Annotated in this window: 17 protein-coding genes; 11 read left to right on the plus strand and 6 right to left on the minus strand. The window is 40.3% G+C overall.

Going from position 1 to position 20,312, the window contains the following annotated elements:
• Positions 1-184: 184 nt before the first annotated feature.
• Entirely contained in the window at positions 185-1,150 is a 966-nt protein-coding gene (locus K1I97_RS03490; protein WP_223331284.1) for a hypothetical protein, read from the plus strand.
• Positions 1,151-1,441: 291 nt separating this feature from the next.
• Positions 1,442-1,954, plus strand: a complete 513-nt coding sequence (locus tag K1I97_RS03495; RefSeq protein ID WP_223331285.1) for a GNAT family N-acetyltransferase — start codon at positions 1,442-1,444, stop codon at positions 1,952-1,954.
• 378 nt (positions 1,955-2,332) lie between these two features.
• Here K1I97_RS03495 and K1I97_RS03500 read toward each other — a convergent pair whose 3' ends face one another.
• Both K1I97_RS03500 and K1I97_RS03505 read right to left on the minus strand, forming a co-directional pair.
• Complete coding sequence (locus K1I97_RS03500) at positions 2,333-3,073, minus strand: amino acid ABC transporter ATP-binding protein (protein ID WP_223331286.1); 741 nt, start codon at positions 3,071-3,073, stop codon at positions 2,333-2,335.
• A complete protein-coding gene (locus K1I97_RS03505; RefSeq protein ID WP_223331287.1) occupies positions 3,070-4,635 on the minus strand; it encodes an ABC transporter substrate-binding protein/permease in 1,566 nt (521 codons plus the stop codon). Before K1I97_RS03505 ends, K1I97_RS03500 begins: the two co-directional genes overlap by 4 nt.
• Positions 4,636-4,764: 129 nt before the next feature.
• Between K1I97_RS03505 and K1I97_RS03510 the strand changes: the two genes are divergently transcribed.
• A complete protein-coding gene (locus K1I97_RS03510) occupies positions 4,765-6,660 on the plus strand; it encodes a DUF2207 domain-containing protein (protein WP_223331288.1) in 1,896 nt (631 codons plus the stop codon).
• Positions 6,661-6,719: 59 nt separating this feature from the next.
• Positions 6,720-7,565, plus strand: coding sequence for an undecaprenyl-diphosphate phosphatase (locus tag K1I97_RS03515; RefSeq protein ID WP_223331289.1), 846 nt, complete (start codon positions 6,720-6,722; stop codon positions 7,563-7,565).
• A 155-nt stretch (positions 7,566-7,720) separates the two neighbouring features.
• Here K1I97_RS03515 and K1I97_RS03520 read toward each other — a convergent pair whose 3' ends face one another.
• The 3 genes from K1I97_RS03520 to dinB all read right to left on the minus strand — a co-directional run bounded on the left by K1I97_RS03520 (position 7,721) and on the right by dinB (position 10,443).
• Positions 7,721-8,353, minus strand: coding sequence for a TetR/AcrR family transcriptional regulator (locus K1I97_RS03520; RefSeq protein WP_223331290.1), 633 nt, complete (start codon positions 8,351-8,353; stop codon positions 7,721-7,723).
• Between the two features lie 100 nt (positions 8,354-8,453).
• Positions 8,454-8,777 carry a hypothetical protein gene (locus K1I97_RS03525; RefSeq protein WP_084971845.1) on the minus strand — a complete coding sequence of 108 codons (324 nt, stop codon included), beginning with the start codon at positions 8,775-8,777 and terminating at the stop codon, positions 8,454-8,456.
• Positions 8,778-9,381: 604 nt separating this feature from the next.
• A complete protein-coding gene (gene dinB / locus K1I97_RS03530) occupies positions 9,382-10,443 on the minus strand; it encodes a DNA polymerase IV (RefSeq protein ID WP_223331291.1) in 1,062 nt (353 codons plus the stop codon).
• Between the two features lie 240 nt (positions 10,444-10,683).
• Here dinB and pflB point away from each other — a divergent pair, with 240 nt between their 5' ends.
• Together pflB and K1I97_RS03540 are read left to right on the plus strand one after the other, a co-directional pair.
• Positions 10,684-12,999, plus strand: a complete 2,316-nt coding sequence (gene pflB / locus K1I97_RS03535) for a formate C-acetyltransferase (RefSeq protein ID WP_000260613.1) — start codon at positions 10,684-10,686, stop codon at positions 12,997-12,999.
• Between the two features lie 400 nt (positions 13,000-13,399).
• The gene (locus tag K1I97_RS03540) at positions 13,400-15,505 is read left to right on the plus strand and encodes an ATP-dependent Clp protease ATP-binding subunit (RefSeq protein ID WP_223331292.1); all 2,106 of its coding nucleotides are present in this window, start codon (positions 13,400-13,402) and stop codon (positions 15,503-15,505) included.
• A 59-nt stretch (positions 15,506-15,564) separates the two neighbouring features.
• On the opposite strand, the gene K1I97_RS03545 is transcribed toward K1I97_RS03540, so the two are convergent.
• Positions 15,565-16,047: an S-ribosylhomocysteine lyase gene (locus tag K1I97_RS03545; protein ID WP_061428359.1), complete on the minus strand. Its 483-nt coding sequence runs from the start codon at positions 16,045-16,047 to the stop codon at positions 15,565-15,567.
• A gap of 295 nt (positions 16,048-16,342) precedes the next feature.
• On the opposite strand from K1I97_RS03545, the gene K1I97_RS03550 reads away from it, so the two are divergent.
• The 5 genes from K1I97_RS03550 to K1I97_RS03570 are packed head-to-tail and all read left to right on the plus strand — an operon-like array spanning position 16,343 to position 20,271.
• Positions 16,343-17,050, plus strand: a complete 708-nt coding sequence (locus K1I97_RS03550; RefSeq protein ID WP_223331293.1) for an ABC transporter ATP-binding protein — start codon at positions 16,343-16,345, stop codon at positions 17,048-17,050.
• Position 17,051: 1 nt separating this feature from the next.
• Entirely contained in the window at positions 17,052-17,840 is a 789-nt protein-coding gene (locus tag K1I97_RS03555; protein WP_223331294.1) for a lantibiotic ABC transporter permease, read from the plus strand.
• On the plus strand, positions 17,840-18,562 hold the full coding sequence (locus K1I97_RS03560) for a lantibiotic ABC transporter permease (protein ID WP_223331295.1): 723 nt from the start codon (positions 17,840-17,842) through the stop codon (positions 18,560-18,562). Before K1I97_RS03555 ends, K1I97_RS03560 begins: the two co-directional genes overlap by 1 nt.
• A 12-nt stretch (positions 18,563-18,574) precedes the next feature.
• Positions 18,575-19,273 (plus strand): response regulator transcription factor, encoded by a 699-nt coding sequence (locus K1I97_RS03565; RefSeq protein WP_048777255.1) that lies wholly within the window; start codon positions 18,575-18,577, stop codon positions 19,271-19,273.
• Positions 19,240-20,271, plus strand: a complete 1,032-nt coding sequence (locus tag K1I97_RS03570; RefSeq protein ID WP_223331296.1) for a sensor histidine kinase — start codon at positions 19,240-19,242, stop codon at positions 20,269-20,271. Before K1I97_RS03565 ends, K1I97_RS03570 begins: the two co-directional genes overlap by 34 nt.
• Positions 20,272-20,312 lie beyond the last annotated feature (41 nt).

A 20,312-nucleotide genomic window follows, 5' to 3' on the forward strand; every position in this document is an offset into this window, starting at 1 on the left:
TGGGGTGTTTTTTATTTTTCTCATCTTCTCACGGCATTGCCCATGTGGTATAATGAGACAAGGATTGTTCCTCATTTCAGACGAGTTTATGGAATTCAGGATAAGTTAGCAGGGTGAGACGAGTATTTCTGTCAGTCTCCTATATATCTGTTAGCAGCTGTCCAAAGTAAAAGGAGATTGTAGATTGGTTTTATTGGTATTAGGGATTTTGGTTTTGCTCATTCTAATCTTAAAAAGGAAACAGAAAACTGTTAAAAAATCTGAAGGAAACTCCAAGAAAAGAAATTGGCTATTAATAGGTTGCTTATCCATAGTGATCCCAATCGTAATCTTCACAGTGCTTAGTCCTATTCTTGCTCTAATGGATATGTGGGGGCTATTTGCCCATGCAAGTCGAACTGAACTTGAGCAAGCTGTGCATCGTTCTTATCAAAATTACGGTCTTACAGGACAGTTTGAGTTAGAAAAATACGAGAAAAACTATACAAGCGTGGGAGGATTTATAATCCATGGTACCTACAGTGAAAATATAGCCGGAAAAACCTATCAGGTTAAAACTCGATTTAAATACTATACTCGCTTTTCGGAAAATAAAACATATAGAAAGACAGATGCAGAGATTGATTACAAGAATTATAAAAAAATTTATGATGTTTTCCCAGAATTAGCCTATTTAGGTATTGAGGTTAGTCCAGGCACCAGCGAATTTTTAAAAACACTGGACAGTTCAATAAAAGATCCTAAACTTCCTGATTTGAAGTATCAAGGTATTGGTTTTGAATTTAATAACCAATCTGATAATATCTATCTTTATAATGAAATATTAGAGGAAAATCAAAGCAAGGGCCAAGCTCTGCAAGGAATGTATCCAATGGATGCTCAATATCTTTTCCAAAAAGAGATTTTTATACCGACGTTTGAATTTCAGTATTTCGTTCCGAAGGAAAAAAGAGATCTCTTGTATGCTGACTATCTTAAAGAGCTTGAAAGGCTCATGAAGGAATTTTTTGCCAACCAATCCCTACCACGAGGCCTTTATGCTGTAAAAATTGCTAAGTATAAAGAGGATAAACTTGTCAGTGATAGTGGTGTATACTATGTGAAGATTGAAAATCGTCAAGTTGTAAAGCTGTTGCAAAAATTAGAGTAGGAGTTGCTAGGTCTAGTCCAGTTTGTTGTGAATGAGGCATTTTACGGGGTGCCAATTTATCAGCTTTTGTATAAGGAAGGAACGAATTTATTTGAAAATGTGAAAATTCCTGCGGAAAACTCAATAGATGGACAGGAGCATATTGTCAATAGTCAGGAAGAGTTTATTACATACTATCGTAATAAGGAAAAAGGGGATCCTAAAGCGAGAATGTAAACTCTATCTAGCAATATTTTAACTAAGAAGAGAAGGGGAAACTTGAGTGTGGATAATGATGGGTGAGGATTTGTAATGATTAGTTTGGAGCTGTTGTCTGAAGAAAATAGTCTAGATGTCTATTCTTTTGAGAAAGAAAATCGAGAGTATTTTGAACGAAATCTACCTCCTAGACCAGCTAACTATTTTAATTTAGAAGGTTTTAAAGAAATCATGAAGGAATTGTTAGCGGAACAAACGAATCGGGATGTCTACATGCATCTTATCAGAGATTCGCAAGGTGTTATGGTCGGAAGAATCAATTTAAGTGTTTTAGAGAATAATCGAAAAACAGCAGAGCTCGGGTATAGGATTGGGGAAAATGTTAGCAACTTAGGCTATGCTAGCGAAGCGGTTAAACTCGTTTTAGACAAGGCCTTTACGACTTATGGTTTAAATAAAATTATTGCAGGAACGGCAACGGGTAATCTAGCTTCTCAGAGGGTGCTTATAAAAAATGGCTTCACCTTTAGTAGGATTATAGAAAATGACTTACAAATTCATAATGAGTGGGTTCACACAGTAGTATTTGAGATAACGAGGCCATAATATCATCATTTCCAGTCCACTGATAAGGTTAATGGAGTTATCAATCTTTACGGACATCCAAGAATATTTTCTTGGATGTTTTTTTGATGCTTTTATACTAAAATGATGCAATTGACACAGTTATCGCGCCTTTAGACGCTTACAAATGTAGTTGCAAGTTGACAAAGTCAGTTGTTTCAAAATCTATCAGTAATTAAAAAATTGCTCCTTTAAAGGTTGTATACTATATAGTAGAAACTCCTAAGGATGTTGATGTAATACTATTTTTTAGAGTTTTTTAAACTTTCTCTAGTAAAAGAAAAAGATTAAAGAAATTGTCCAAAATGGATTTTTCTTTAATCTGAGATTATATAAAGACTGCAGTCTTTTCTTTTTATTTTATTTGAGATAGCGTTGAAGAAATTCTTTTGTCCGTTCTTCTTTAGGGGTTGTGAAGAGGTCTTCTGGTTTGCCTTCTTCAGCAATGACGCCCTTATCCATAAAGATGACACGGTGAGAGACATCGCGAGCGAATTCCATTTCGTGGGTTACGACGATCATGGTCAAGCCTTCTTGAGCCAAATCCTGCATAATTTTGAGGACTTCTCCAACCATTTCTGGATCGAGGGCAGATGTTGGTTCGTCGAAGAGAATGGCGTCAGGATTCATGGAGAGTGCGCGGGCGATAGCCACGCGTTGTTTTTGTCCCCCTGAGAGTTGTTTGGGCTTGGCTTGCCAGTAACGTTCTCCCATACCGACTTTTTCGAGATTCTCTTTGGCAATTTTTTCAGCTTCAGAGTGGTCGCGTTTGAGTACAGTCGTTTGGGCAACGATAGTATTTTCAAGGACATTCAGATTTTCAAAGAGATTGAAAGATTGGAAAACCATACCGAGTTTTTCACGATAATGGGTGAGATTATAGCCTTTTTCTAAGACGTTTTCTCCGCGATAGAGAATCTCTCCCTCTGTAGGTGTTTCGAGTAAATTAATTGAACGAAGGAAGGTTGATTTTCCACTTCCTGAGCTCCCGATGATGGAAATAACCTCTCCTTTATGGACGGTGAGAGAAATATCTTTTAGCACTTCGTTTTGCCCATAGGATTTTTTGAGGTGTTTGATTTCAAGGATTGGTTGTGTCATTTTTTCAAATCCTCCGTTTGCATTTGGTTAGCACCTGTAGTGTAAGTATCCATGTCCATACGACGTTCGATGAAGCGTAGGATACGGGTTACAGTAAAGGTGAGGACAAAGTAAATCACGGCGATGATGGTAAAGGTCTGGAAGTATTGATAGGTTTGTGTTGCTACAGTATTTCCTGAGAAATAAAGCTCAACAACTGAAATAACGTTCAATACAGATGTATCTTTGATATTGATGACAAACTCATTACCAGTCGCAGGTAAGATATTGCGAACGACCTGAGGGAGGACAACCTTGCGCATGGTCTGATTATGGGTCATACCAAGAGCGGTTGCGGCTTCAAACTGTCCTTTGTCAACTGCTAGAATACCACCACGAACGATTTCTGTCATGTAGGCACCAGTATTGATTGAAACGATAAAGATAGCAGCCAGTGTACGATCGAGATTGATTCCGAAGGCTTGTGCTGTACCGTAGTAGATAACCATCGATTGAACAATCATCGGTGTACCACGGAAAATCTCAATATAGACATTGAGAATCCAACCGACTAATTTCTGTAGGGCGTACATTGCCTTGTTCTCAGATAGTGGAGCGGTACGGAAGACCCCGATTGCAAGTCCGATAAGGAGACCTGTGATGGTTCCGATAATGGAGATTAAGAGTGTGATACCAGCACCACGCAAGAGTTGTTGCCAGTTTTCAGAAAGGATCTTAGCGACTTGGCTAAAGAAACTACTTTCTTCCTCCGTTGTTGTAGATTCCACAGGTTGCTCTTTGATCATACGATCCATGAGGGCTACTTGTTCATCCTTAGAGATGGTTTCGATGCTGGCATTGATTTGGCTGATGCGGCTGTCATCTTTACGAAGTCCAATGGCAATAGCTGTATCTTCTTCGCCAGTTTTGAAACCTGGTTGAGGTTGAATCATTTTGAACTTAGCGTTGGCAGATTCAGCGGTCAGGGCTTCAGGGCGTTCTGAAACATAGGCATCGATAACACCAGCCTCCAGAGCTTGACGCATCTGAGCAAAATCCCCCATGGCTGTTTCTTTTTTGGCACCTGGAATTTGGGAAATCAGATCATAAAGGTAAACACCCTGTTGAGAAGTGATTTTTGCTCCGCTAAAGTCCTCTAAAGATTTAGCATTCGCATAGGCAGAGTCCTTTTTGACCAATAGAACCGGTTCGCTAGTATAGTAACTGCTTGAAAAAGCAATTTCTTGTTTGCGTTCAGCGGTTGGGCTCATACCGGCAATGATCATATCGATTTTGCCAGAAGTAAGGGCTGGAACAAGCCCTTCCCATTTGGTTTTCACGACCAAAGGTTCCTTACCTAAGTCTTTGGCAATCTTTTTAGCAATTTGAACATCGTAGCCGTTGGCATATTGGTTGGTACCGTCGATTTTGACGGCGCCGTTACTATCATCGTCTTGGGTCCAGTTGAAGGGGGCGTAAGCTGCCTCCATCCCGATGCGTAAATATTCGTCAGCTTGGACCTGGCTAACTAGTCCCAGTGTAAGGGCTAGGCTAGCAAGGATAGATAAGCATAATTTTTTCATGTTTTCTCCTATTTCTAGTCTAAAAATGACTCTCTCTATTGTATCTAAAAATAGTGAGATTTTCAATACAAGTAAGCCTTTACTTATAAAAAATGATATAATGGTGAAAAGATTGAAAGGGAACCGATTATGAAAAAAAGATGGCTGTTGGCTTTGGTATTTGCTTATTTATTATTTATACCGAGCCTAGTTTTTGCAGTAGACTTTGATATCTTATCCTATCAGGGTGATTTGAATATTCATGCAGATAATACTGCAATTTTTAAGGAAACAATTACCTACCGCTTTGGAGATGATTATAATGGTCAGTTAGTTGGACTCGGGAAAGCTGGGAAAATGCCGGAAGGATTTGACATTGATCCCGATCCGACCGTTCAGGTCTCTAAAAATGGAAGAATTGTTCAAAATGCTTCCTTCTATACTATGGAGGAAGAGGACGGCTACAAGGTAAAAATTTACAATGCTGGATATGCCGGAGATACTGTTCGGGTAACGGTTACCTGGAAACTAACAAACCTTCTCTTCTTATATCAGGATATCGCAGAGCTAAATTGGCAACCCTTGACAGATAGTACTGGAGATATCAAAGAGATTGAGTTTAAGGTCAGCTCTGATACCTCAGCAGAGAAACTCTATTTTCATGCAGGTCAACTCCTAAGGGACTCTAGTGTTGAAAAAGTAAATAATCTCTATCATGTCAAAATGAAAGACCTTCCTAGAAAGCGACAGATCGAATTACACGCATACTGGCCTAGAAGTGCTTTTGTAGGAGCTCCAGATCAAGGATTAGAGGAAGAACGTTTAACCGATTTTAACCGAATTGAAAGCAATATAGCGACAGAAAAAGCTCAAAGTGAGATTTTGATGAAATGGGTGTTCCCCGTCATTTTTATGAGTCTCTTACTTTTAGTTCCTCTCTTCTATAGGATGTTTCGTCAGAGTACAAGCATTAAAAAGGTCTTTCCAAAAGATCATCGACTTTACGAACCACCGATGGATTTGCCTCCAATGGTTTTAGCAGAAGCAGTGTATTCAACTTCCTTAGAGGAAGTCAATCCCCTAAACAAATCAGGGTTTGGTAAATTTACTTTTGAACGTTTGATTCAGGCAACCTTGTTGGATTTAGTTGATCGAGGTCATTTATCTATTTTTCAAAGGGATGAGGAACCTTATGTGCGCATTATCAGTGAAAAGGGTTTGTCCAATTTTGAGAAGGAATGTCTGCGCATGACTTTGTCAAATAAGAAAGAATTGGCTATTTCAGAGCTCTTCCCTGATTACCAAGTTTCATCTTCCCTTTACCGTGGTGCCAAAGAGTCAGATGAAAAACATATCCGAGAAACAGGCTCGCATCTTAAACGCTCCTTTGAAGGAAGACTTCAACGCATTCAGTCTTGTGTCAAGGATAAGGTCCGTGTACTCCGTATCCCAAGCTACTATCGTCCTTTGACAAGTGAGGAACGCCGTCTTGCTCTTGGGATGCGGGTCTGTTCAGCCATAACAGCTCTAGGTGGATTGCTTTTCTTTTATTATAGCTGGCAAACACATGGCTTCTTTTCGATCCCGTTTCTACTTTTAGGATTGACAGGATTAGGAGCCAGTTTCTGGGTTTATCTTGCCACGCGAGGAGCCTATCGTGATGGAGTTCTAACAGAGGAAGGGGCGGAGATTTTCTATCTTTGGACCAGTTTTGAAAATATGCTTCGGGATATCGCTCATCTGGATCAGGCCGAGCTAGAGAGCATCGTCCTTTGGAACCGTCTACTGGTCTATGCGACTCTCTTTGGTTATGCTAAGAAGGTGAGCAAGTTAATGAAAGTTCGTCATATTCAGCTTGAAAATCCAGATTTGAATCTTTATGTAGCCTATGGTTGGCACTCACAGTTCTACACCTCAACTGCACAAATCAAGCAATATACTGCTGTCGCGAATACAGCTAGCACTTACTCCGTATCTTCCGGAAGTGGAAGTTCTGGCGGGGGATTCTCAGGAGGTGGAGGCGGTGGTAGCATCGGCGCCTTCTAAAAAATCTATCGCAACATCCGAAATTATGTTATAATAGAGGACAGAAAAAGGAGTAATGCATGTATTTTATTGAAATTTTGAAGTCAATCTTTTTTGGGATTGTTGAAGGAATTACTGAATGGTTGCCAATTTCAAGTACAGGTCACTTGATTTTGGTTGAAGAATTTGTACAATACAAGGATCAAAATGAAGCCTTCATGTCCATGTTTAATGTTGTCATTCAGCTCGGTGCTATTTTAGCCGTTATGGTAATTTACTTTAACAAGCTCAATCCCTTCAAACCTGGTAAAACCAAGGTCGAAGTTCGTCGAACTTGGCAGTTATGGTCAAAAGTTTTCGTCGCAACCTTGCCTTTGCTATTGGTTTTTAAGTTGGATGATTGGTTTGATGCCAACTTCCACAACATGGTTTCAGTTGCTATCATGTTGATTATTTATGGGGTTGCCTTTATCTATCTTGAAAAAAGAAATAAGGCGCAAGCTATTGAACCAACAGTGACAGAGCTAGACAAGTTGCCTTATAAAACAGCCCTTTACATTGGACTCTTCCAAGTCCTTGCCCTTTTCCCAGGAACAAGTCGTTCAGGTGCCACTATCGTTGGTGGTTTGTTGAATGGAACGAGTCGTTCTGTTGTAACAGAGTTTACCTTCTACCTCGGAATTCCTGTTATGTTTGGAGCTAGCGCTTTAAAGATTTTCAAATTTATTAAAGCCGGTCAACTTTTGAGTTTTGGTCAACTATTCTTGCTCTTGGTTGCTATGGGAGTAGCCTTTGCGGTCAGCATGGTTGCTATTCGTTTCTTGACCAGCTATGTGAAGAAGCACGACTTTACACTCTTTGGTAAGTACCGTATTGTACTTGGTAGTGTCTTGTTGCTCTATAGTTTTGTGGGTTTATTTGTATAAGTTGAAAATAGAATAAAATAGGATAGTTCGCCAAAAAACATTTTGGGAGGAACTATCCTATTTTTTTTAATTGTTTAGTTTATTTTTTATTACGTTATTCTGTCGTCTTGCTCGACGTTTGACCGTGGCTTTAAACGTAAACTAAAAGATTGTATTTAATTTGATTGACTTAAAATTTCGTGGATTAAAGATTCATCAAAAATATCCAGTCCGATAGATTGAAGCATAAATTGTAAAAAATAAATCCGATCGACAATTTTTTCGGAAGAATTTTCAAAAATACTTCCTTCTACCCAAAAGTTAGTCAAAAGCAAGATTGTCTCGGCCGCTTCATTAGGGAAGGGGATGGGTTTGATGGACTGATCTTCTATTCCTTTTTTTATAATATCTGCAATAAGGGGAGTTCCTATACGCAGATTGTAACGGATAATAGTCAGCATGAACTCCGCATCAAGAGGCGCGTGATTCAACATTTCGTAGTTAGTTTTCTGACTTTTTAAACTAAACTGAAAGGTTTCTTTGAGCTGTTCTCTTCCAGTTAAATGACTGGTGGATTCAAGCCAGTCTAGCAATTCCTTTTCCATCAATTGATAACGCTGTTTTAAAACTGCAAAAAAAATTTCATCTTTTGATTGAAAATGGTGATAAATCGCCCCTTTTGAAATGCTAGCTGTTTGCGCTATGTTCTGTACACTTGTTTTTTCATAGCCATTGTGAATAAAAAGCTGTGAAGCTGTTGATAAAATCTTTTCAATCATTGCTTGAGATTTTTCTGTTTTTGCGACCATTGAGTTCCTTCTCTCTGTTTTATTAAATTTATTTTATCAAAAAAAGAAGAAAAGGTAATATTTGAGCAGTCTAACAAGTCTCATTCTTAAGAAAACCACTCTACTTTTTTAATTTTGCTTCCATACGTTTGATGTGATACAAGTTTGAGAGAACTGTAATTCCACCGATGGTCATTATTCCTAAACCATTCCAAGGACTAAACAAAGTAGTGATGATCCCGCCAGTAATTGTAGCATACCCACATTTCACTCCCAAACGAGAATGTCGGATACCGCTCTCTCCTTGTGTTAATCGATAAAACTGTTCTTTTTGCTGCATTATTTGCTTTTTAATGGCTTCGTGATGACGTATTTGATGTTGACGTACTCGTTGCTCTTGTTTTGCAATATAATCAATTGTTTTTTCTAGCATAGATTTTTTCATGTTAAGTCCCTTCTGCAAAAACCGACCAGACGGTATTTTTATATTTTCTAGTTTAACAAATATAAATGAAGGTGTCAACTTCTAACACTTGCGGAAAAATATTTTTACTATCAACTATTTGAAATCAATCTCACCGTTTTTATTTTAAGTGCTGTAAATAATACATAATTAAAATCAAGTGGGCTTTTTTATTAATAAAATGTCAAAAAACAGCATAGTCCAAGTATATGTGTGAGGATGCTCCTTATCTCATAGATATTATTTTTTTAGAAAAGTGATGAAACATTTCCTGAAAATTATAGAATTTATCCTAGTACAAATGCGGTAGGGATTCAAACTAAACTATATTTTCCAAAAACATTCAGTTTTCTAGCAAAAGAGTGTGGGAACTAAGGGAAAGAAGTTTTCTTGAATTAGGATTTTTTAGAATCTATAATGTGAATAACAGCCTGTTGAATGCTGGCCAGCGATTTAAGATAGTTCCTCGAACTATTTTAGTGATTAGCTATCACGCTCTGAACATTATTTCTAAAATAGAATGAGGCTGAAACACTGTTGTTCCAACTTCATTTGATTCAAACTAATGAAACTCCCCTTAAGCTTTTTAAAATCCTGTCACTGTAATTCCTAGTAGACGAACGCCTTTTTCTTTTTCAGCTAGTTCTTCGTAGAGTTGAAGGGCAGTTTGAGAAATCTGACTAGCGTCCTGTGTAGCTTGTGGGAGGCTTTTTCGTCTAGTTAGAGTGGAGAAGTCAGCATATCGTATTTTAAGGATAATGATTTTTCCAGCTTTGTTCTGCCTGCTGAGATTGTGAGCTACTTTCTCAGAGAGAAGAGTCAGCTCTTTTTTGATGTCTTCTTCAGCCTGGAGAATCTTACCATAAGTTTTCTCCTTGCCGATGGACTTACGAATGCGATTGGACTTGACTGGAGAATTGTGAATACCACGAACCTTTCTATAAAGGTCAAAACCGAGTCTGCCAAATCGATCGATTAAAGTGACTTCTGAGACGTCCAATAAGTCTGAACCAGTATAAATGCCCATTTCATGAAGGCGTTCAACTGTTTTTTTGCCCACACCGTGAAATTTAGCAATATCCATTTGTTTGAGAAAGTCTTGGGCTTGGTCAGGTAGAATTACTGTCAAACCATGCGGCTTCTGATAATCACTGGCCATTTTAGCTAAGAATTTGTTATAAGAGACACCTGCAGAAGCAGTCAGGTGTAGTTCCTGCCAGATATCCTGTTGGATGAGACGAGCTATTTTGACAGCTGACTTGATACCAAGTTTATTTTCCGTCACATCCAAGTAAGCCTCGTCAATACTCATAGGTTCAATCAAATCAGTGTAGCGTTTAAAAATAGCTCGAATCTCAAGTCCCACAGTCTTGTATTTTTCATAATTTCCTGAGATGAAGACGGCTTGGGGACAACGCTCATAAGCTTCTTTAGAACTCATGGCAGAGTGAATACCAAAGGCCCGTGCCTCGTAGCTACAAGTAGAAACAACACCCCGTCCGCCTGTTTGTCTAGGGTCACTTCCAATGATGACAGGTTTTCCTTTTAACTTAGGATTGTCTCTTATTTCCACTGCAGCAAAAAAGGCATCCATATCGATATGGATGATTTTTCTGGACAAATCATTTATCAATGGAAATATGAGCATTTTTGTTCCTTTCTACCATCATTCATTTTCTATTTATTATACCCTTTTTTCTGAAAAAATGGAAAAGAGTAATTTTACTTTCAAATATATAATACAGATAGTGCCAAATAACAGACTGTATTAGAAAAGAAAGTGACAGAAAAGCCTTTTTTAGCTTGTTGAAATCGGTTACTGTATGGTATACTTGACTCATGAATGTAACAGATGACTGTTACTAGAAAGAAAAATGAGGACATTAACATGGTTGTTAAGACAGTTGTTGAAGCACAAGACATTTTTGATAAAGCTTGGGAAGGCTTCAAAGGCGTAGATTGGAAAGAAAAAGCAAGTATTTCTCGCTTTGTTCAAGCTAACTACACACCTTATGATGGTGATGAAAGTTTCCTTGCTGGACCAACAGAACGTTCGCTTCACATCAAAAAGATTGTAGAAGAAACGAAGGCTCACTACGAAGAAACTCGTTTCCCAATGGACACTCGTCCAACATCTATTGCTGATATTCCTGCTGGATTTATCGACAAAGAAAACGAATTGATCTTCGGTATCCAAAATGATGAACTCTTCAAATTGAACTTCATGCCAAAAGGTGGTATCCGTATGGCTGAAACTACTTTGAAAGAAAATGGATACGAACCAGATCCAGCTGTTCACGAAATCTTCACTAAATATGTAACAACAGTTAACGACGGTATCTTCCGTGCCTACACTTCAAACATCCGTCGTGCTCGTCACGCACACACTGTAACTGGTCTTCCAGATGCCTATTCACGTGGACGTATCATCGGTGTTTACGCACGTCTTGCTCTCTATGGTGCAGACTACTTGATGCAAGAAAAAGTAAACGACTGGAATGCAATCAAAGAAATTGATGAAGAAACAATCCGTCTTCGTGAAGAAGTAAACCTTCAATACCAAGCATTGCAACAAGTTGTTCGCTTGGGTGACCTTTACGGAGTTGATGTTCGTAAACCAGCGATGAATACGAAAGAAGCTATCCAATGGGTTAACATCGCTTTCATGGCTGTCTGCCGTGTTATCAACGGTGCTGCTACATCTCTAGGACGTGTGCCAATTGTACTCGACATCTTTGCAGAACGTGACCTTGCTCGTGGTACATTTACTGAATCAGAAATCCAAGAATTCGTTGATGATTTCGTTATGAAACTTCGTACAGTTAAATTTGCTCGTACAAAAGCTTATGACCAATTGTACTCAGGTGACCCAACTTTCATCACAACTTCTATGGCTGGTATGGGTAACGATGGTCGTCACCGTGTTACTAAGATGGACTACCGTTTCTTGAACACTCTTGACAATATCGGTAACTCACCAGAACCAAACTTGACAGTTCTTTGGACTGATAAATTGCCATACAACTTCCGTCGCTACTGTATGCATATGAGCCACAAACACTCTTCTATCCAATACGAAGGTGTAACGACAATGGCTAAAGACGGATACGGAGAAATGAGCTGTATCTCATGCTGTGTGTCACCACTTGACCCAGAAAACGAAGATCAACGCCACAACATCCAGTACTTCGGTGCTCGTGTAAACGTATTGAAAGCCCTTCTTACTGGTTTGAACGGTGGTTACGACGATGTTCACAAAGACTACAAGGTATTTGACATCGATCCTATCCGTGACGAAGTTCTTGAATTCGAATCAGTTAAAGCCAACTTTGAAAAATCTCTTGACTGGTTGACTGACACTTACGTAGATGCTTTGAACATCATCCACTACATGACTGACAAGTACAACTACGAAGCTGTTCAAATGGCCTTCTTGCCAACTAAACAACGTGCTAACATGGGATTCGGTATCTGTGGATTTGCTAACACTGTTGATACATTGTCAGCGATTAAATACGCTACCGTTAAACCAATCCGTGATGAAGATGGATACATCTACGATTACGAAACAATTGGTGAGTACCCACGTTGGGGTGAAGATGACCCACGTTCAAACGAATTGGCAGAATGGTTGATCGAAGCTTACACAACTCGTCTACGTAGCCACAAACTTTACAAAGACGCAGAAGCTACAGTATCACTTTTGACAATCACATCTAACGTTGCTTACTCTAAACAAACTGGTAACTCACCAGTCCACAAAGGTGTATACCTCAACGAAGATGGTTCAGTGAACTTGTCTAAACTTGAATTCTTCTCACCAGGTGCTAACCCTTCTAACAAAGCTAAAGGTGGATGGTTACAAAACTTGAACTCACTTGCTAGCCTAGACTTTGGTTATGCAGCTGACGGGATCTCATTGACAACTCAAGTCTCTCCACGAGCTCTTGGTAAGACTCGTGACGAACAAGTTGATAACTTGGTAACAATCCTTGATGGTTACTTTGAAAACGGTGGACAACACGTTAACTTGAACGTTATGGACTTGAACGATGTTTACGAAAAGATCATGTCAGGTGAAGACGTTATCGTACGTATCTCTGGATACTGTGTAAACACTAAATACCTCACTCCAGAACAAAAAACTGAATTGACACAACGTGTCTTCCACGAAGTTCTTTCAATGGATGACGCATTGAGCTAAGATTCAATTGGAATAGAGAAAAGCTAGTCGATTTGACTGGCTTTTTGTGTGCTTAAAAAATTTTAAAAAAATAGTCAAATTTGGTCAAAAAGTTATTGACTTTTACTGACCAATGTGATATAGTAAAAACATAAGGAAAATGACTTCCTTAGAAAACTTCATTTTCAATGATTCTATTTCTTGAAAATGTACGATAGATACCCTAGAAAGGGGTGAGGCCTATGTTAAATCTAACAGATTTTGAAAAGAAGATGATAGAAGGCTTATTTAAGAAAGAAAAACCAGAAATTATACGTAGGGTAGCTAGTTAGCTAGTTAGCTAGTCTAAAATTTTTAAAAAAGGTCAAAGATAGTCAATATCAGAGGTCGCAAATAATTAACAATAAAAGAGGTAATGAATATGAATAACAACTTTAATAACTTTAACAATATGGATGATTTATTTAACCAATTGATGGGTAGTATGCGAGGATATAGTTCTGAAAACCGTCGCTACTTGATTAATGGACGTGAAGTGACACCTGAGGAATTTGCTCACTATCGTGCAACTGGTCAATTGCCAGGAAATGCAGAAACTGATGCGCAAATGCAACAACACGCTTCAGGTATGAAGCAAGACGGTGTCCTTGCTAAACTAGGTCGTAACTTGACTGCAGAAGCTCGCGAGGGCAAGCTGGATCCTGTTATTGGGCGAAACAAGGAAATTCAAGAAACATCTGAAATCCTCTCACGTCGTACTAAGAACAATCCTGTTCTGGTTGGAGATGCAGGTGTTGGTAAGACAGCCGTTGTCGAAGGTTTAGCACAAGCGATTGTGAATGGAGATGTTCCGGCTGCCATCAAGAACAAGGAAATCATTTCCATTGATATCTCAGGTCTTGAGGCTGGTACTCAATACCGTGGTAGCTTTGAAGAAAACGTTCAAAACCTAGTCAACGAGGTGAAAGAAGCAGGGAATATTATCCTCTTCTTTGATGAAATTCACCAAATCCTTGGCGCTGGCTCAATCGGTGGAGACAGTGGTTCTAAAGGGCTTGCGGACATTCTCAAGCCAGCTCTATCTCGTGGTGAATTGACCGTTATTGGGGCAACGACTCAAGACGAATACCGTAACACCATCTTGAAGAATGCAGCTCTTGCTCGTCGTTTCAATGAAGTCAAGGTCAATGCTCCATCAGCAGAGGATACCTTTAAAATCCTTCAAGGAATTCGTGACCTCTATCAACAACACCACAATGTTATCTTGCCAGATGAAGTCTTGAAAGCAGCAGTGGATTATTCAATCCAATACATTCCTCAACGTAGCTTGCCAGATAAGGCTATTGACCTTGTCGATGTAACGGCAGCTCACTTGGCAGCTCAACATCCTGTAACAGATGTGCATGCTGTTGAACGGGAAATTGAGGCAGAAAAAGACAAGCAAGAAAAAGCAGTTGAAGCAGAAGACTTTGAAGCAGCTCTCAATGCCAAAACACGCATTGCTGAATTAGAGAAAAAAGTCGAAAACCACACAGAAGACATGAAAGTGACTGCTAGCATCAACGATGTGGCTGAGTCTGTGGAACGTATGACTGGTATTCCAGTGTCACAAATGGGAGCATCAGACATCGAACGTTTGAAAGATATGGCTCATCGTTTGGAACACAAGGTTATCGGCCAAGATAAGGCTGTAGAAGCTGTAGCTCGTGCTATCCGTCGTAACCGTGCTGGTTTTGATGAAGGCAATCGCCCAATCGGTAGCTTCCTCTTTGTAGGCCCAACTGGGGTTGGTAAAACAGAACTTGCTAAACAATTGGCGCTTGATATGTTTGGAACCAAGGACGCAATTATCCGCTTGGATATGTCCGAATATAGTGACCGCACAGCTGTTTCTAAGCTGATCGGTACAACAGCCGGTTATGTAGGGTATGATGACAATAGCAATACCTTGACAGAACGTATTCGTCGCAATCCATACTCTATCATTCTCTTGGACGAGATTGAAAAGGCTGATCCTCAAGTAATTACCCTTCTCCTCCAAGTCTTGGATGATGGTCGTTTGACTGATGGTCAAGGAAATACCGTTAACTTTAAAAACACTGTCATTATCGCAACATCAAATGCTGGATTTGGCTATGAAGCCAACTTGACGGAAGATGCGGATAAACCAGAATTGATGGATCGCTTGAAACCATTCTTCCGTCCAGAATTCCTTAATCGCTTTAACGCAGTTATCGAGTTCTCACACTTGAATAAGGAAGACCTTTCTAAGATTGTGGACTTGATGTTGGCTGAAGTTAACCAAACCTTGGCTAAGAAAGACATTGATTTGGAAGTCAGTCAAGCAGCTAAGGACTTTATCACAGAAGAAGGTTATGATGAAGTTATGGGTGTTCGTCCTCTCCGTCGCGTGGTTGAACAACAAATTCGTGATAAGGTGACGGACTTCCACTTGGATCATCTAGATGCCAAACATCTGGAAGCAGATATGGAAGATGGCGTTTTGGTCATTCGTGAAAAAGCCTAACTCAAGATTTTGAGAATAAAAAATAAGGAACTAGCTAAAAAGCTGGTTCCTTTTTGTGTTTAGATGATATGGCGCTCAAAGGCATCATCTGAGATTCCTTGTTCCAAGATGAGTTTCGCCCATTCTTTGGCAGAAAAGAGGCTGTGGTCCTTGTAGTTTCCGCAAGATTCAATGGTTGTTCCAGGGACATCTTCCCAAGTAGTAGTCTCAGCGATTTCCTTGAGTGAATCTTTGATAACAGCTGCAATTTCGGCGCTAGTATGGCGTCCCCACATAATCATGTGAAAACCTGTACGGCAACCAAACGGCGAACAGTCAATCATACCGTCAATGCGGGTACGGATGAGTTTGGCCAAGAGGTGCTCGATAGTGTGAAGCCCAGCAGTAGGGATAGAGTCCTCATTTGGCTGTACCAAGCGAATATCAAAGTTGGAGATGATGTCTCCCTTTGGCCCTGTTTCTTCCCCAATCAAGCGAACATAAGGTGCTTTAACAATGGTGTGGTCAAGTTCAAAACTTTCAACAATAACTTCTTTTGACATGGTAAATCCTTTCAGTTTTCTTCTTTCATTATATCATAAAGCCTGCTCTTGATGGAGTTTGATAAATGACTTTTTGGTACTAAAATGATAATAAAGTCTCTATACATAAACCTCAGAATTATAAAGAAAGAATGAAGAGAAGAATACCTTGTGAAAGAAAAGTTTAGTTTTTCTAGTGGAACTAAGGTGACTTTTGAAAAGTGGATCAACTTTTTCTGAAATTTCTGTTTAATCTCTGAACTAATTCTGAACTAGATTGGGTATACTGGAGAAAATAAAGATAAAGGAGTTCAGTATGGAACATATGGTGAAAATAGAAGACGTCTGCAAAAAACATGGCAGTAAGCAGATTTTGGAAGATATTTCTTTTACAGCTAGAAGCGGGCGGATTACAGCTTTTCTAGGCCCGAATGGTGCTGGTAAAAGTTCGACCTTGAGGATTCTCTTGGGGTTAGATCGGGCGACGGCAGGGACTGCGACTTTTGATGGGCAAACCTATCAGTCAATGACTTATCCGCTCAGAACGGTAGGCGCAGCCTTTGATGGCATTGGCGGTCTGCCAAATCGAAAGGTCTATGACCACCTGCGGATTATTGCGGCGAGCAATGCTATTCCCAAGTCTCGAATCGATGAGGTTTTGGAGATGACTGGAATCGCTCATAAGAGAAAGGACCTCCTGTCGAGCCTGTCTCTGGGGGAAGGTCAGCGGCTGGGTCTGGCCGTAGCTTTGATGGGGGATCCTCAGTTTCTTATATTGGATGAGCCGACCAATGGACTGGATCCAAGTGGGATCAAGTGGTTTAGAAAGTTCATCCGTCAGCAGGCTGACTTAGGGAAAACGGTACTTCTATCTTCTCATATCCTATCAGAGGTGCAAATGGTGACAGATGATGTCGTCTTGATTCATCATGGGCGAATTATTGAGCAGGGACGATTGGAAGAGGTGTTGCAAGATTCAGACAGCCTAGAAGATCTCTTCTTTGATTTGACAGAGGAGGTTTAAAATGAAAGAAACGATGTCTTTATTGCATTCAGAATGGTTGAAAATCTGTTCAACCAAGGCTTTCAGAGTGAGTATGGCCTTCATGCTGCTATTGGTGCCTGCCGTATCCTGGCTGGAGGGCCGACAGTATTTATCTATTGGCTTGGATGCCACCCCTGAGACGGTTCCCGGTCTGGCAGAAGCCATTGACCCGTTGGAATATCTAGGACTCAATGGAGCCTCTATGGCAGGCATGGTTTTGGTCATCTTAGCTGGAATTTTGGGGGCTATGGAATTTCAGTCTCATAGCTTGAGAACCAGTCTTTTATCCTGTAATAACCGTCTGAAGTTGCTTGTGGGGAAACTCATGACCTTTGCTTGCTTTTCTCTTGCCACTAGCTTTTTATCAATCTACTTTAGTTATATGGTCATGCACCTGGCTTTAGGAAAGGAAGGGCTTAATCCAATTTTGCTCAATCAGGCTGCTTGGAGTCTGATTTTGTGGAAAACCTTATCTCTAACCTTATTAGGAATCCTTTCATTTTTGTTAGGTTTATTGGCTCGGACCATGCTGGTTCCTCTGCTTTTTCTCGTGCCACAGATCTATAATCTGGGAAACTATCTGGCAGTTCACACGAGTTGGGGAGCTTATTTGCCACAGCCAGCAGGAGAGTTGTTTGCGGCAACGCCGACTTCTCAATATGCCAACAATCCCTTGCAAGGACTATTGATACTTGGTGCATGGTTACTAGTCATCGGCGGTATGACTTCTCTGCGCTTTTTGAAGACGGATTTAGGAGGACGCTACTGATGATCAAAGCTCTGCTTAGAAGTGAATGGATTAAGTTCCGTTCTTACTATCTCGCTCTTGGTGCAGCCTTGGTGGCTCTGGTAATCGTTCCATTTTTTCTGATGAATCTTGACTACAGTCAAACAGCAGTTGGCCAGACAAAGGCTCTGAGTGAGGCTTTGCATGCCCTCTATCTGGCACAGCCTGTCATCGTCATCTTTACTTCCCTCTATTTTGCCCAGGAGTTTGTCAAGTCTGGGATGCGAACGAATTTTCTAACCGTATCAAATAGAAGGGCTTGGTTGGCTGGGAAAATCCTTTTTCTAGCCGTGCTGCTCTTGGTTCTCTATAGTGTCATTATAAGTAGCTGTTTCTTTGTTATGCTGGCTCGATTTGACCTAGACTTTAGCTGGTCCTTGCTGGGGAAATTCCTTTATTACAGCTCTTTTGGGCTTCTCAGCAATCTTTTTCTGGCTTTTTTAACTGCCGGCCTCGCTTTGCTCTTTCAATCTTGGGTTGTGCCGGTGTCAGTGCTCTTTCCTCTCTTGATTGGTCTCAGCCGTTTGTTGGCAACTTTCATCAAGGAAGCAAAATACCTGCCCGATCTGGCTACCCTAAATCTTTTTGAGTATGAAGGGATTCAGCATTCAATAGATTTATCAGGTCTGGGGATACAGCTGTTCTGGCTAGCTTTGGTTTGGAGCTCTGCTATATTCTTAAGCTTGAAACGAGATGTTCGCTAGAGGTATGCTATAATGGAAATCATGAGACAGTATCGTATTTTAGTGGTTGATGACGACCGGAGCATTTTGAAGCTAGTAAAAAACGTCCTAGAGCTCGATGCTTATGATGTGACGACGCTTGATCGGATAGAAGAGCTAGAGCTGACGCATTTTGTCGGATATGACTTGATTCTGCTGGATGTGATGATGGAGCCTGTTAATGGTTTTGAGCTGTGTTCCTACATTCGTCCTCATCTTTCGTGTCCGATCATCTTTTTGACGGCTAAGGAATTGGAGGCGGACAAGGTGGAAGGGCTCTTTCGCGGAGCAGATGACTATATTGTTAAGCCTTTTGGGACCAAAGAATTGCTGGCGCGTGTCAGAGCTCATCTTCGGCGGGAGGAAAGACGTGAGGAGCGATACTCTGAAATTGCTTCTTGTCAATTTTATCCAGAGCGCTATGAAGTTGCCTGTTTTGGTAAAGTCTTGAAATTTTCAGAGCGTGAGTTTAAGTTACTGCATTTACTTGCTAGCAATCCCAAGCAGACCTTCTCAGCTGAACGCCTGCATACCTTGCTTTACCCAGAAAGCTCAGAAACACAGCTTCGCTCCATCTCAGAATACGTATATCAGATTCGCCAAAAATGCAAACAAGAAGGGCTGCAAGCAATCGCAACAGTGAGAGGAGTAGGCTATAGATGGCAATTAGAACCCGAAATTTCAAAAGCCTAGTCTGGACAACCAGTTTAAAAATCGTCTTTTTTCATGTTTTGATTTTTGTGCTTATAGGCTATGAATTTACGCAAGGAAGTAATCACGTTCTTTTTACCTTGTTCTTTTGGGCAGGGAGCTTGCTGCTGATTACTTTTTATCATATTTTGAAATTGCTCCGAAAAATCGACAGGGAAATAAAAATGCTAACGAGTGAGAAGCTTTTAGAAGAAAATCAAAGTCAGCTTTTTCGGATCGAGGAAATGCTAGAAGTCTACAGCGATTTACGGAGCAGCCACCAAGAAAATGCTCGTCTTCTAGAAAGAGAGCAGCAGCATAATCAGGAGTTGATTTTACAGCTATCAGCGACATCGCACGATTTGAAGACGCCCCTAACTGTGGTTAAGGGTAATGCTGAGCTCTTGGAATTGGCACAGTTGAGTCAGCCACAGGCAGACTATGCTGCTGAGATTTTGCAGGCCAGTCACAAGATGGAAGAGTATTGTGGCTCTTTGATTGATTACGCTAAGACTTTTCAGATTGATTCTAATCAGTTCAGTCAGCTTTCCTTGGAGGACTTTTTGGCTTCTCTACAGGACGACTGGGGACTGTTCAGCAAACAAGAAAACTATCGTTTCTACCTCCAAGAAGATTGTGATCTTAGTCTGATTTTGTCCATTCATTTGGACTATCTCAAGCGAGCTTTGCTCAATATTTTACTGAATGCGCTTGAACATGCAGACCAGAATCAAAAGGAAGTCAAGCTAACGGTATCAGTGCAGCAGGACCAGTTAGTTTTTGCTATCTGGAACAATGGCCCTGTATTTTCAGAGGAGATGCTGCTGGGAGCGGAACAGCTCTTTTACCAGAGTGACCAAAGCCGCAATTCAGCTAATCCTCATCATGGTATCGGTTTAGCCTTTTCTAAGCAGGTAGCTCTCTTGCACGGTGGTCGTCTGACTCTGCTCAATCCAGACCAAGGAGGAGCCTATGTCGAGTTGACAATTTCATTGAAATAAATGAGAATGGGAAATTATAAAAACGCATAATACCAAGTGTT

Origin of the sequence: Streptococcus oralis (genome assembly GCF_019929345.1) — a bacterium.
Taxonomy (GTDB): Bacteria; Bacillota; Bacilli; order Lactobacillales; family Streptococcaceae; genus Streptococcus.

What these genes read in the sequence shown, in the direction of transcription:
- K1I97_RS03505 (WP_223331287.1), bottom strand. Translation starts at nt 4,635, where the DNA reads ATGAAAAAATTATGCTTATCTATCCTTGCTAGCCTAGCCCTTACACTG.
- K1I97_RS03550 (WP_223331293.1), top strand. Translation starts at nt 16,343, where the DNA reads ATGGAACATATGGTGAAAATAGAAGACGTCTGCAAAAAACATGGCAGT.
- K1I97_RS03495 (WP_223331285.1), top strand. Translation starts at nt 1,442, where the DNA reads ATGATTAGTTTGGAGCTGTTGTCTGAAGAAAATAGTCTAGATGTCTAT.
- K1I97_RS03545 (WP_061428359.1), bottom strand. Translation starts at nt 16,047, where the DNA reads ATGTCAAAAGAAGTTATTGTTGAAAGTTTTGAACTTGACCACACCATT.
- K1I97_RS03540 (WP_223331292.1), top strand. Translation starts at nt 13,400, where the DNA reads ATGAATAACAACTTTAATAACTTTAACAATATGGATGATTTATTTAAC.
- K1I97_RS03565 (WP_048777255.1), top strand. Translation starts at nt 18,575, where the DNA reads ATGGAAATCATGAGACAGTATCGTATTTTAGTGGTTGATGACGACCGG.
- pflB (WP_000260613.1), top strand. Translation starts at nt 10,684, where the DNA reads ATGGTTGTTAAGACAGTTGTTGAAGCACAAGACATTTTTGATAAAGCT.
- dinB (WP_223331291.1), bottom strand. Translation starts at nt 10,443, where the DNA reads ATGCTCATATTTCCATTGATAAATGATTTGTCCAGAAAAATCATCCAT.
- K1I97_RS03560 (WP_223331295.1), top strand. Translation starts at nt 17,840, where the DNA reads ATGATCAAAGCTCTGCTTAGAAGTGAATGGATTAAGTTCCGTTCTTAC.
- K1I97_RS03520 (WP_223331290.1), bottom strand. Translation starts at nt 8,353, where the DNA reads ATGGTCGCAAAAACAGAAAAATCTCAAGCAATGATTGAAAAGATTTTA.
- K1I97_RS03500 (WP_223331286.1), bottom strand. Translation starts at nt 3,073, where the DNA reads ATGACACAACCAATCCTTGAAATCAAACACCTCAAAAAATCCTATGGG.
- K1I97_RS03510 (WP_223331288.1), top strand. Translation starts at nt 4,765, where the DNA reads ATGAAAAAAAGATGGCTGTTGGCTTTGGTATTTGCTTATTTATTATTT.
- K1I97_RS03570 (WP_223331296.1), top strand. Translation starts at nt 19,240, where the DNA reads ATGGCAATTAGAACCCGAAATTTCAAAAGCCTAGTCTGGACAACCAGT.
- K1I97_RS03515 (WP_223331289.1), top strand. Translation starts at nt 6,720, where the DNA reads ATGTATTTTATTGAAATTTTGAAGTCAATCTTTTTTGGGATTGTTGAA.
- K1I97_RS03525 (WP_084971845.1), bottom strand. Translation starts at nt 8,777, where the DNA reads ATGAAAAAATCTATGCTAGAAAAAACAATTGATTATATTGCAAAACAA.
- K1I97_RS03555 (WP_223331294.1), top strand. Translation starts at nt 17,052, where the DNA reads ATGAAAGAAACGATGTCTTTATTGCATTCAGAATGGTTGAAAATCTGT.